The following is a 12,753-nucleotide window of genomic DNA, read 5'->3' as shown; positions in this document are numbered from 1 at the left end:
CTATGGCGAAAAATTTTTTAATGCTCTGAAATTACTTCTAATTCGGTACGAAACGCCAACATTTTGTCTCCAAAAAGCGCCTGTCCTTCTTCTCTAAATTTCGGGGCGTCTTCTTGGTAATACCGTTCCAAAGTTTCCTTTGAGTCCGTTGTATATTGAATAGAATAAGTAATTCCACCCATTTCTTCTTCCACTAAAACTTTTACCATTTTAGCATTTGAAAACTTTCCTGTTGCTAAAATTTCGCTGATGTGTTTCTCTTGCATCCAGTTCATCCACATGTCGTGCACACTTTCATGAATATTGACGGTTACATTGTATATTATCATAACTTTTCTATTTTTTAGGTATTATTATCACCTCGAATTTCTCGGAATTTCCGTCGTGCTTCAATGAAATAAATGCTGTCTTGGTGATTAAAAATCATTTTTTCATAAAGAGGTTTCGCTAACTCAGGTTGCTTTTGTTCGTCGTAAATTTCGGCCGAAAAGAATAATGCCTCGTCTACATAAATTCCATCCGCATGCTTGTCTATTATTTCTTTGTACAAACGCAAAGCTTCTGTAAAATCACCTTGTTTCTCATTGATTTTCCCCATTCGCAACAAAGTTACAGATTCAATTTCTTCTCCTTTGTGCTCGGTTAGGATTTTTGAAAATTGGGCTAATGCCAAATCGTTTTTGTTCTGGTACAACAAGTAATCGCCTCGAGCAAATTTCTTCAACGCCACTTGTGTAGAATCAGCCACGGTATTGTCGTTGATTAACAGGAAGTATTCCATCGCATCATTCGCAATCAATTGTGTCGATGCTGATTTTAATATTTTAAACTGACTTTGAGCCCATTGAAAATCACCTTGAAAGTAACTTGTTTTTGCTACTTTCAAACTTGCTTCGTGACCAATTTGGTCGTTTTTTAAGTCTTGTTCTATTTGAGAATAATAAATTAATGCTTGATTGTACTGTTCTTGTAAAAGCAATATATCTGCTAATTGCATTTTTATTTCTGCCTTCTGGTATTCGTTGAGTTGAAATTTTAATGCGTTTTTCAACACTTCTTTTCCCAATTCTGGGTCGTTGAGTTGAAAAGCAAGAAACTCGGCTTTCAGTTCTTGCAGCGATATCGTAAACGGGCTTACGCCAAATTTTTTCAGAGCCAATTCTAAATCTGCTGAAATAGCTGGGTAGTCTTTTGGTGTAGCTTTCTCGATTCTATTTCGCAATAAAAAAGTATTCGAAAATATCTGTAAATCCAGATTGTCCGTGTTTTCTAAAACAAAGTTGATGATATTTACGGCATCTTCGTCCTGGTTTTCTTCAATAGCTAATTCAGCTAAACTAACGATATTAGAAAACGATTCTGGATTTCGTTTATAAATCGCTTTTTCTTGAATAAATGCTTTTCCGTATTCCTTTTGTTGCACATAAAACCAACTTAAAAACTGGTTCCAATAAATATCTTGACTCTTTTGCGTTTTTAAAATCAAAGCTTTCCGCAAACTTTCAGCAAAGGACTCTTCGCTTTCCTCCATCATAAATCTGGAAAGGTAATTCTGAATCATTATCGTGGATTGCGGGTTTTTCTCACCTTCTTCTATAAACTTTTCAATCATCAAATCAACCTTGCCTTGTTGTCCATACAAAACCGCCATTTGTTGGTTAAAACTAAACTCTGGTTTCAGTTTCAAAGCCAATGTGTAGGCTTTTAATGCGTAATCTAACAACGATTTCTTTTCGAAATTTACAGCAATAGCATACACATTCGAAGGATTTTCATTGATTTTGTCAATTGCTTTTTCGTAGTTTTTAGCAGCATTTTTGTCGTCTTTTTGCAATTGGTAATTGTAACCCAATTCAATCAGAAGATTCGGTTGTTTGTATTTATCTAACCGTTGTTGGATTAAATTTTCGGCTTTCTCAAACTGTTCTAATTGTTGGTAACAATCTACCGTTCTCTGAAAATAGTTGGAATTACCGGGTTGTTTCGTTAGTAATTCTTCATAGGAAACCAATGCTTTTTCGAAATCGCCTCGTTCAAAATAATTCGCAGCCAATTGTTCGTTTTGAGCAAAAGCCGAAAACGTGAGTAACAATAATAAAGTGGCAAGCATTTTTTTCATAAGTAGTAAAAAGCAAAAAAAGTACTGATTCTTGAAAAGTAGTACTTTTTGTAATTCTTTAGGTAAAGATAAAGTTAAAATTTGAAGGCCCTATTCTTGAAGAATTTGTTTTAATTGTAATTTAAGTATGTCTCGCAAAGACGTAAAGAACACAATAATTACTTGGCGACTTTGCGAGACTAAAATAAATAATTAATCAATAATATCAAATCCCGTATATTTTCTTAAAACCTCTGGAATTACGATTCCTTCTGGTGTTTGGTAATTTTCTAAAATACCCGCTAAAACTCTTGGCAAGGCTAATGAACTTCCGTTTAAAGTGTGTGCCAATTGAGTTTTACCATTTTCGTCTCGGTAACGCAATTTCAATCGATTGGCTTGAAAAGTTTCAAAGTTTGAAACTGAACTGATTTCTAACCAACGGTCTTGTGCCGTAGAGAACACTTCAAAATCATAAGTCAAAGCCGATGTAAAACCCATATCGCCACCACAAAGACGTAAAATTCGGTACGGTAATTTTAATTCTTGCAAAATTCCCTTTACATGTTCTACCATTCCATCTAAAGCTTTGTACGAATTCTCTGGATGTTCAATGCGAACGATTTCTACTTTGTCAAATTGGTGCAAACGGTTCAAGCCACGAACGTGAGCTCCATAAGAACCTGCTTCACGACGGAAACAAGGTGTGTAAGCGGTATTTAAAACCGGTAATTCTTTTTCATTCAAAATTACGTCACGATACATATTCGTCACGGGAACTTCTGCCGTTGGAATTAAGTATAAATCATCTACCGTTGAATGGTACATTTGCCCTTCTTTGTCAGGCAATTGACCCGTTCCATAACCTGAAGCCTCGTTGACCAAATGCGGCACTTGCACTTCATTGTATCCTGCAGCGGTATTTTTATCTAAGAAATAATTGATTAAAGCCCGTTGCAATTTGGCTCCTTTTCCTTTATAAACCGGAAAACCAGCACCTGTAATTTTATTTCCCAATTCAAAATCGATGATGTCGTATTTTTTGACCAAATCCCAATGCGGTTGTGCATTTTCATGCAAAACAGGGATGTCGCCTTCTTGAAAAGCGATTTCATTGTCTTCTGGCGTTTTTCCTTCAGGTACTAAATCACACGGAAGGTTGGGCAAGGTGTATAATTTTTGCAATAATTCTTCGGCTAAAACGTCTGCTTTTTCGCCTAATTCTTTGCTTTTTTCTTTTAAAGAAACTGTTTTTAATTTCAGAATTTCAGCTTTAGATTTCTCTCCAGCTTTCATCAACTCCCCAATGTCCTTGGACAATTTATTAGATTCGGCTAAGGTGTTGTCTAATTCTACTTGAGTAGCGCGACGGTTTTCGTCTAAGGCTACAACTTCTTCAACAATCGTAGTGGCATCCATATTTCTTTTGGCCAGAGCCTGAATTACTTTTGCTTGATTTTCTCTAATAAATGCGATTTGTAACATGTCTTGATTTTTTATACGAAGGCAAATATAATTAGATATTTTGATTATTAAGGATTGAAAGCTAGAAGGATTTAAAGATTGAGGGATTTAGATGTTGAAATTTATAGTCACAATCGTTATATTTGGCAATCGAAATAGAAGTGAGTCATTGATTTTTACCGCGAAGTTCGCAATCATTGATTTACAAAGTTTCTGTTTTATACGTGTTTTTAAGTTCGCAAAGTTGTAATAATTACAAAACAAAAGATTTAAATAATACGTAAATAGACTAAAAGATTTTAGGACTCCCACCTACAAAAAAAATTTACCTCAATTTATGAAAAATATACTAGCATTACTACTACTTACAATTACCACCGCTTTTTCTCAATCAACTCCCCATACCATTCATGCCATTGCTGAATCAGAAATGAAATCGGCATCGGCGACGATGAATTTTATAGCCAATCCCAACACGTTGAATTACGACGTGACGTATCAGAAACTAGAATTTACTGTAAATCCCGCCGTGTATTTTATCTCTGGGAAAGTGACTACTACTTTTAAAGCTTTGAGTTCGATGTCGAGCGTTGTTTTTGATTTAACAAACGATTTAACCGTGAGTTCGGTGAAGCAAAACAATTTGCCAGTGGCATTTTCACAGTCGGCTGAAGAGTTGACAATTACGTTGCAAAACACATTAACAACCGGAACTTCTTCCTCTGTGGAGATTATTTATTCCGGAGCTCCCTCTGAAAATGAAGATGCGTTTACGGTTTCCAATCATTCGGGAACGCCTATTTTATGGACACTTTCCGAGCCTTATGGCGCGAGAGATTGGTTTCCGTGCAAGCAAGATCTGAACGATAAAGTAGACAGTATTGATGTTTATATTACCGCTCCAAGTATTTACACCAGCGTTTCCAACGGACTAGAAGTTTCGCAAACCCCGAATACGAACGGCACTAAAACCACACATTTTTCACACAATTATCCTATTCCGGCTTACTTGATTGCGATTGCCGTGACCAATTACCAGATTTTTACACAAACGGCTGGAACGGCACCTAACACGTTTCCTATCGTGAATTATTTGTACCCCGAAGATTTCACTGCTTCGCAGGCCAGTGTTGCCGTGACGTTGCCTATCATGGATTTGTATGAAGATTTATTTGAAACCTATCCTTTCTCTGACGAAAAATACGGTCATGCACAGTTTGGTTGGGGTGGCGGAATGGAGCATACCACCGTTTCTTTCATGGGCGGTTTTAGTCGCGAATTAATCGCACACGAATTGGGACACCAATGGTTTGGCGATAAAATTACTTGTGGCTCTTGGAACGACATTTGGCTCAACGAAGGTTTTGCCACTTATTTATCCGGGCTGGTTATTGAAAATTTAGACGGAAATCTTCAATTCAGACTTTGGAAAAATTCTTTAATTTCGAATATTACATCGCAAAACGGAGGTTCGGTTTATGTTCCTGAATCGCAAGTGACGAATGTCAATCGTATTTTTAGCAGCCGCTTGTCGTATAATAAAGGAGCGATGGTGGTAAATATGCTTCGGTTTAAACTGGGTGACACCAACTTTTTTCAAGGTATGAAAAATTATTTGGCCGACACTGATTTAGCGTACGGCTATGCCCAAACTGTTGATTTAAAAAGTCATCTTGAAACCGTCTCGGGATTAGACTTGACGGAATTTTTTAACGATTGGATTTACGGTGAAGGGTTTCCTAGTTACCAGTTACAAGCCGAAAATTTAGTTGACCAAGTACAAATAACAGTCAATCAATCGCAGTCCCATTCGTCCGTTTCCTTTTTTGAAATGCCACTTCCGGTTCGTTTGCTTGGTGCAAATGGCCAGCAAGCCGATGTGATTCTGAACAACACAACAGACAATCAAATTTTCATTGAAAACGTAGCTTTTACAGTAACTTCAATCGTTTTTGACCCTGAAAAACAATTGATTTCAAAGAATAATCAGGTTACGTTAGGTACGAATACTTTGGAGTTTAACGCAATGCGATTGTATCCCAACCCTACTTCTTCCCTACTGAACTTGCAGTTGCTTGATGGTACCCAAATTGAGAATGTAATTTTTTACAACACCTTGGGCCAAGTTATAAAAACTTCAACAGATACTTCTTGGGACGTAAGTAACTTTGCCAACGGTGTTTACTTCATAAAAGTTACGAACAGCTTTGGCTCCAAAACATTCACTTTTATCAAGTCATAAAGCATTTTGAAACTACATCTAAAACCCTCTAGTTTGACTTTTTATAAAGACCTTAACTACAGGGTTTTGTTTTATTCATTTTTTAAAATTATAGTTTGAAAACTAAGTATGGTATGCTAATTCAGTTTGAAGTTTTTAAGTGAGGTAATAAGAACTAAAAAATGATTTGTTTAAAACCCAATTAGAGGTACTGCATGACATTTTGAAAAAGTACGGATATTTTATATTTACGGAAAATAAAGTAGGACGCTTGTCAGACAAAGCCAACCGAATTTGGTTGAATATACATTGCAGAACTAAAAATTGTGCTTTATATTTTTGCGGTTAACACTTAAGTGTTATTAATTAAGAAAACGAATCATTTTATACACTACTAAGGTCTTAATAGCGGAACAAAAAAGAAGTACGCAGTACTATTTCTCAGCAAATCCAAGATTGATGAGGAAATAGCGACATTTCTGTTTCTGCAAATTTAATCGTTTTAAAATTTAAGATTGTTGTACCAGGTAATCGTAATTCAATATTCGATAGGACAACTGTTTAATTATGCTAGAACTCAACAAACTATATTGATTAGTCTTGAAGAGCCTAAAATAAGGAGTCAAAACTAAAAATGTAAAAGAGTACTTTTTTCAATAAAACAGACCCAAATACAGTAGCACCTTCATTGTTGCACTACAAAATAAAAGTTTGCCTAATTTTAAATTTATCCCAAAAAAAATCTCCAATCATACGATTGGAGATTTTTTAAATATTTATAAAACTAAGAATTAGTTTTTGATAAGTCTTTTTTATTTTGATAAACGGAATAACCCCCAAATGAAATACCTAAAGCTAGTAAAACTAAAATATTAGAATCTATAGGTAGTGGATCAGAACAAAAATCACCTTCGGGGTCCTCGTCACAAGCCGTCAAGCAAGCAGTAAGCTCTGGTCCAGCTAATCCAGCACAACACTCACAACCTGGAGGAGCTATCTGACCATAATTAATTTGAAAACATAAAAACGTAAAAAACAGAGCTAAAATATACTTCTTCATTTATCATTGAATTGGTCGTAAAAATATATAAAAATTATAATTCAACAAAATTTTATCTGTTTATTAATGATTTAGTTACATATAATACCGTTTAACGGATATTAAATGCCATGTGTCGATTATTCTCTTAAAAATAAGCCCTCAATTGAATGTTACCCGTGTGAATAGCTTGACTATTTTCGCTTTTTCTCCCTTGATAATTCAGGTTTATGTCTAGAAACTGTGTCAAATTCTTCTGAATAAGCAAACGCCACGTCAAATTCTCTCCCACTTGAAGTCCTTCCAGCATTTGATAAGCAACTGGAGAAAGTTCATTTCCTTCAAATTTATTTTGATACAATGAAACTTCACCATTCATTGTAAATTGCTTTTCTCCGGTGTATGTGAATGAACTCCCAAAACGCTGCTGGTTCAGAAATTCTCTGTCACCAATGGTATTGTTTTTTTTCTGGTATTCGTAGAAAACATCCCAACTCGTACTTTTAGAAAACAAATAAGTCAATTTTGGCATTACCTGATAGCCGTCTATTTCATAATTTTTAGAACTATAATTTTCTGATTCAAGTTCTGTAGCAATTGTTTTTCCAGACAAATTGGTAAGCCAACTTTTAGCAAATAAATTTAAATACTGCAATTGATGCGAACTGTTTCTGTTTTCTTGTGCACCTACCGATAACAGGTTTTTGATTTGACTGTTTAAATAGGTATAAGTAACCGAGTGTTTTTGTTTTCCGCGGTTGTAAAACAAACTGTTTCTGAAATTGGTATTCAAACCCAATAAGTTTTCATCGCTTGACGAGAACGGATTCAAATCAAAATTACTGCCGCTTCGTTGAATTTTTCGCTCTGCTAAATAAGAAGTTTGGTTGTAGAAATAGGACAAGGCTTTCTTGAAACCCGTGTCATTTTGCCATTGCAACGGATTTAATGTAACCGACTGTGAAAATTTATTTTGATGTGTTCTCCTATACACTTGATTCGGTAAAAAAACACGAAGATACTTGGCTTGGTCGGGAAATGGAGCAATTTCAAATTCTTCCAACTCTTGAATTCCGTTCAAATTATAGTCGTTCCAAGTATAAACACCCTGTCCAGGTTCTACTTCAAGATACGTAAACTCTTGTTGGGCAATTGTTCCCGAGGTGTTTTCATAAGCCGTTGAGAGCTGCACTAATTGGTCGAAAAAACGCGTGTTGTAAAGTATGCGTGAATTTAATGACGGTTCGTTTTCTCTTGTTTTATCTTCAAAGACAAGCGTTCGGTAGTTTACGTAAACTGCTAAATCGCTTCGTTCGTTTTGAATTAATTTAGATTTTAAATAATACGAATGCGACGTATTTACCCGTTGCAAAATACCGTCTTGCAAACTGTCGTTTACCCGATTTCGATATCCTACTTCAGCAAAAACTTTTGTAGAATCACCTCGTCCTACAAAAGCGCCGTATTCTGTGAATCTTTGGCTTAAAGCCGAAAGCAAATTAGTGGATTTCAATTTCTCTTGATTGTCTTCTATACGAATCGTAGTTCCAACCCAGTTTTTGTTCCAATGAAATTTTGCTTTTGTATTGTTTCTTATAAATTGAGAAGACGAGATGGTTCCATCGCTTTTCAAATAGCTTCCATTGTTTTGAATGGTCCAATTTTTTAGGTTGAAAAAAGCATCTACCACATGTCGGTTTCCCGAGAAAGATTCGCTGAAATCTAAGTTTTCAAACTGATATGTCAAGCTTCCTTTTTCTGGTAATTGAAAGGTAAGTCCCGAAATAAGCAAACTTTGGTTTCCTGTAGGGTTACTCAAATTCCAATCGCGGTCAAATTCGATGGTAAAAAGACGTTCGATGGTTCGAAATTCTTTTTGAATGAATTGATAATTGGAAAAGAAATCAACCTTCCACTTTTTAGAAAATAAGCGTTGCTTTAGATTTATTTTTCCTGCTAAACCTACATTGTCATTATCGTTTTGGTTAGAAAACAAATTCAAATCATTATTGCTCAAACCAATTTCAAAATCAACATTTGTTTTCTCAGAAGGATTAATTTTCCCCATAACGGTTGCTATTTGAATTTTCGTTGGCGCTATTAATCGAATTATTGGTTCATAATTTCCTTGTTTCACCCCATTTATTGGTTCGACATATTCGTAAATTTTTCCTACGGCAGAAGCATTCGTCAAAATATAATTTCCTTGGTTATCGGCTAATAAACTGAATTTTACATTGTATAATTCATCATCTGGATTGTTCGAAAAAACAAATGCTTCAAGACCATTTATGATTTCCTTTTTATACAAAATTTTATTCTCCGAATACGAATCTACGTAAGCCGAAGGAGCTGTCATTAGGTCGGGATTATCACCGGCATTGACTAAAACTTGGGCTTGTTCAGTAGAGAGGTTTTGCTGTAAGGGTTGATTTTTTACATCATTTTCAGAATATAAATAACCGCCAATACTCCATTTATCGGTTTCGTGGTTTGCACCAGCATAGGTTACAAATCGGGTGTAATTTCGTTCGGAATATTGGTATTCGATGTTGATTCGCATCTCGGAAGTAATGGGGAAAAGCGATGTAAAAATTACTTCTCCCGCATTATAATCAATGGTGTAATCGTTATTTTCACCCCGCTTGAGCAACACCCCGTTTACGTAAACGCGTTCAGAACCTGAAATTACCAGAACATACAACTCATTATTGGGACCGCGAAGTTTATATGGCCCTTGGTTTCCTTCTTGGCCAACAAAGATACTTTTGGTATACTGACCGCGAACTAAAGCAGCAGCGGCAAAAATATTGGTTTTGGCCTCTTCTGTTCCAAATTGGAAATTGGTAGAAATTCCTTGTACTTTCTTATTAAAATTTAAAAATTTAGACGTTCGGTTTTCTAGGAATAAATCACCGGCACGGACGCTCCAGTTTTTGGCGAAAAGCTCGATGAAAATTTGGTCGAACTCATCTAGTTTTTGAGAATATCCGCCTTCTTGCAGTGGAATATTCGTGTCTTGAATGGAGGCTCGAAGACTTACTTTATCGGATATTTTTCCGGTGATTTGCAAATCTAAACTGGAATTAACGACGGCATTTTGATTGTTTCCAACGGTGATTCCTCGAGAAATACTTCCCGAAGTGGACAAACCATCAAAAGGGATGAAGGTATTTTTCTTTTCTTGTTCGACTTTAAATAGCGAGCCACTTTCGTTAGATACCACTCTTTTTTTATCGTAAATACTGTATTCTTTGGTTAGAAACTGAGGTAGCTCGAAGTATCGGATGGTTAAAGTATCTTTAGAATTGTAATTAGAATTGAAAACGAGCGTTGATTTTTGGAAATTAACTTTGTAGAAACTCGTGTCAATTACTTGCGCATTTTTGTCTAAAATTTTGAAAAAAGTGGGGTTTATGCTGACGGAATCGATACGAATGGTGTCTCGAGAAGCGCTTGTTTTCTTTGATTTATACAAGGACTGGATTTCTTGGGCACGAAGTCCTGAGAAACCTAGCAGTAGCAAACAAATGAAAACTTTTTTAAGCATAGAGTATATAACGGCAAGAGTTCAAAAGTAGTGTGTTTTGTTTGGATTAGCGAATTGGGTTGAGGAGTATTGGGGTTTTATACCGCGAAGTTCGCAAGTTTTTATTTGGAGATGTAAATTCGAGATTATTTTTAAGTGGTTTTTTACCGCGAAGTTCACGAAGTTTTATTTGGAGAAGAAGTATTTGTTTTGAGTTTTTAAGTTCGCAAAGGCGTTTGACATTGTTAGAGGTGGATATTGCTTGTTTCTAGTTGGGTATTGTCTGTTTCCGATTGGATATTGTCTTGTTCCAATTGGATATTGTCTTGTTCCGATTGGGTATTGCCTTGTTCCAATTGGATATTGTCTTGTTCCAATTGGATATTGCCTTGTTCCAATTGGATATTGTCTTGTTCCGATTGGGTATTGTCTTGTTCCAATTGGGTATTGCCTTGTTCCGATTGGGTATTGTCTTGTTCCAATTGGATATACTATAAATCCGTTTCTTTTGTAACCAATTGAAGTGTTTCGCGGCTTATTTGCTTTAGCAAAATCGTTTTACTTTTTTCGATGGCATTTTTAGACTTTTCGTCAAAGTGACGAATGGTGTAAAGTGAGACATTTTCATTGTAAGAAACTTTAAATTTCTTAGATAAAATGGCTTTTAATGCTTCAAAATTACCGTATTTGTCTTCGATGCAAACGGAGAAACTAATGGCAGTATTTTGAATTAAACTTACTTTCATTTTAAATTCGTGGAGTAATTTGAAAATTTCGCTGATATTTTCTTCCATAATAAAAGAGAAATCGATGGACGAAAGTGATAGTAAAAGTTGTTGTTTTTTGACGATGAAACAGGGCAAATGTGGCTCTAAATCGGCTCCTTTTGAAACGCTTGTTCCTGGCAAAACGGGATTAATAAAGGATTTTACCAGAAGTGGAATTTCCTTTCTTTGTAAAGGTTGCAAGGTTTTTGGGTGAATTACTGTTGCTCCATAAAAGGCGAGTTCGATGGCTTCTCTGTACGAAATTTGATTGAGCAAGGTGGCGTTTTCAAAGTAACGTGGGTCGGCATTCATGACTCCTGGAACGTCTTTCCAAATCGTCACGCTTTCGGCATTAAGGCAATAGGCAAAAATCGCGGCAGAATAATCTGAGCCTTCACGACCTAAAGTGGTGGTGAAATTATTTTCATCGGCACCGATAAAACCTTGCGTGATGTTGAGAATGTTTTTTTTAATTCCCTTTGAAATGTTTGCCTGCGTGATTTCCCAATTTACTCCAGCGTCGCGGTAATTACTGTCGGTTTTTATGAAATTTCGAACGTCGACCCAGTTGTTTGGCATATTTTGACTTGCGAAATAATGGCTTAGAATGGTGCTTGAAAGTATTTCGCCAAAAGAAACCATTTGGTCGTACACAAAACTATAATTGGGCGATTTATTATGACTTAAGAAGTAATCCAGTTCCGAAAATATCTTCGCTACATTTTGAAAAACAGGATGATTTTCATTGTCAAATAAGTCTAAAATAATCTCGTTATGGTATTTTTTTACTTCTTGAACCGAAGCTTGAAGCGATTTGGCTTTGTCAAAATAATCCTTTATGACCACTTCCAATGCATTTGTGGTTTTTCCCATTGCGGAAACAACAATTAGTACATCTTCATAACCTACTTTTTGCAAAACGTCATAGACATTTCGCACGCCATTTGCATCTTTTACCGAAGCACCACCAAATTTAAATACTCTCATTGTTGTTTGGAATTATTTTTTTGAACACAAATTACACAAATTAGCACAAATTGAATTAGTACTATTCGTGTATTCGTGGCTCCTATTTATTTATTTTTTTCTAGAAAATCAATTAGTCCTTTTTCGTCCATTTGTGCTACAAGCCAATCTTTGAAAACGACGGCTCCTGTTTTTTCATAGAAAGAAATGGCAGGCAAGTTCCAATCTAAAACATTCCATTCAACCCGACGGACATTTTGCTTCTTGGCTTCTTCCATAACCGCTTGATAGAGCTTCATTCCAATTCCTGAACCTCTGTGTTTTTCCGAAACAATCAAGTCTTCCAAGTGAATTGTTTTGCCTTTCCAAGTGGAATACCGGTTGTAAAATAAAGCAATTCCGGGAATTTCCTCCTCCAATTCTGCAACTAAAATTTGGAACAAAGGGTGCGAACCAAATCCATCTCGCTCCAAATCTGAAACCGTAACTTCAACGGCATCAGGTTGATTTTCAAACACGGCGAGTTCTTGAATTAATTCTAAAACGCGCGGCATGTCTTCAATTCGTGCTTTTCTAATGTTCATGGTCTAATAGTTTTGACAAATATACGATTATGATAAAGTATCAAATAAAAAGTCTTAATTTTTCACAAAATAAACGATATTTGTA

At 35.8% G+C, this 12,753-nt stretch carries 9 protein-coding genes; 1 reads left to right on the top strand and 8 read right to left on the bottom strand.

From position 1 onward, the window contains the following. Positions 1 to 17 precede the first annotated feature (17 nt). The 3 genes from ACQ5J2_RS04945 to serS form a co-directional block, all read right to left on the bottom strand. Positions 18 to 329 carry a DUF4286 family protein gene (locus ACQ5J2_RS04945; RefSeq protein WP_432672623.1) on the bottom strand — a complete coding sequence of 104 codons (312 nt, stop codon included), beginning with the start codon at positions 327 to 329 and terminating at the stop codon, positions 18 to 20. A 14-nt stretch (positions 330 to 343) separates the two neighbouring features. Continuing rightward, on the bottom strand, positions 344 to 2,119 hold the full coding sequence (locus ACQ5J2_RS04940; protein ID WP_432672622.1) for a tetratricopeptide repeat protein: 1,776 nt from the start codon (positions 2,117 to 2,119) through the stop codon (positions 344 to 346). A gap of 192 nt (positions 2,120 to 2,311) precedes the next feature. Continuing rightward, positions 2,312 to 3,583 carry a serine--tRNA ligase gene (gene serS / locus ACQ5J2_RS04935; RefSeq protein WP_432672621.1) on the bottom strand — a complete coding sequence of 424 codons (1,272 nt, stop codon included), beginning with the start codon at positions 3,581 to 3,583 and terminating at the stop codon, positions 2,312 to 2,314. A gap of 316 nt (positions 3,584 to 3,899) precedes the next feature. Between serS and ACQ5J2_RS04930 the strand changes: the two genes are divergently transcribed. Then, on the top strand, positions 3,900 to 5,804 hold the full coding sequence (locus ACQ5J2_RS04930; protein ID WP_432672620.1) for a M1 family aminopeptidase: 1,905 nt from the start codon (positions 3,900 to 3,902) through the stop codon (positions 5,802 to 5,804). Between the two features lie 763 nt (positions 5,805 to 6,567). Here ACQ5J2_RS04930 and ACQ5J2_RS04925 read toward each other — a convergent pair. From ACQ5J2_RS04925 to ACQ5J2_RS04905, 5 genes are all read right to left on the bottom strand, one after another. Continuing rightward, positions 6,568 to 6,843 (bottom strand): hypothetical protein, encoded by a 276-nt coding sequence (locus tag ACQ5J2_RS04925; protein WP_432672619.1) that lies wholly within the window; start codon positions 6,841 to 6,843, stop codon positions 6,568 to 6,570. A 127-nt stretch (positions 6,844 to 6,970) separates the two neighbouring features. After that, positions 6,971 to 10,372, bottom strand: coding sequence for a hypothetical protein (locus ACQ5J2_RS04920; RefSeq protein WP_432672618.1), 3,402 nt, complete (start codon positions 10,370 to 10,372; stop codon positions 6,971 to 6,973). A 224-nt stretch (positions 10,373 to 10,596) separates the two neighbouring features. Further along, positions 10,597 to 10,833 carry a hypothetical protein gene (locus ACQ5J2_RS04915; RefSeq protein ID WP_432672617.1) on the bottom strand — a complete coding sequence of 79 codons (237 nt, stop codon included), beginning with the start codon at positions 10,831 to 10,833 and terminating at the stop codon, positions 10,597 to 10,599. 9 nt (positions 10,834 to 10,842) lie between these two features. Further along, entirely contained in the window at positions 10,843 to 12,105 is a 1,263-nt protein-coding gene (locus ACQ5J2_RS04910; protein ID WP_432672616.1) for an aspartate kinase, read from the bottom strand. Between the two features lie 86 nt (positions 12,106 to 12,191). Then, positions 12,192 to 12,668, bottom strand: coding sequence for a GNAT family N-acetyltransferase (locus ACQ5J2_RS04905; RefSeq protein ID WP_432672615.1), 477 nt, complete (start codon positions 12,666 to 12,668; stop codon positions 12,192 to 12,194). Positions 12,669 to 12,753 lie beyond the last annotated feature (85 nt).

Source organism: Flavobacterium sp. SM2513 (genome assembly GCF_050908145.1).
In the GTDB taxonomy this organism is placed as follows: domain Bacteria; phylum Bacteroidota; class Bacteroidia; order Flavobacteriales; family Flavobacteriaceae; genus Flavobacterium.
This window is presented reverse-complemented; position numbering and strand designations above follow the sequence as displayed.

What these genes read in the sequence shown, in the direction of transcription:
- serS (WP_432672621.1), bottom strand. Translation starts at nt 3,583, where the DNA reads ATGTTACAAATCGCATTTATTAGAGAAAATCAAGCAAAAGTAATTCAG.
- ACQ5J2_RS04910 (WP_432672616.1), bottom strand. Translation starts at nt 12,105, where the DNA reads ATGAGAGTATTTAAATTTGGTGGTGCTTCGGTAAAAGATGCAAATGGC.
- ACQ5J2_RS04940 (WP_432672622.1), bottom strand. Translation starts at nt 2,119, where the DNA reads ATGAAAAAAATGCTTGCCACTTTATTATTGTTACTCACGTTTTCGGCT.
- ACQ5J2_RS04930 (WP_432672620.1), top strand. Translation starts at nt 3,900, where the DNA reads ATGAAAAATATACTAGCATTACTACTACTTACAATTACCACCGCTTTT.
- ACQ5J2_RS04945 (WP_432672623.1), bottom strand. Translation starts at nt 329, where the DNA reads ATGATAATATACAATGTAACCGTCAATATTCATGAAAGTGTGCACGAC.
- ACQ5J2_RS04905 (WP_432672615.1), bottom strand. Translation starts at nt 12,668, where the DNA reads ATGAACATTAGAAAAGCACGAATTGAAGACATGCCGCGCGTTTTAGAA.
- ACQ5J2_RS04925 (WP_432672619.1), bottom strand. Translation starts at nt 6,843, where the DNA reads ATGAAGAAGTATATTTTAGCTCTGTTTTTTACGTTTTTATGTTTTCAA.
- ACQ5J2_RS04920 (WP_432672618.1), bottom strand. Translation starts at nt 10,372, where the DNA reads ATGCTTAAAAAAGTTTTCATTTGTTTGCTACTGCTAGGTTTCTCAGGA.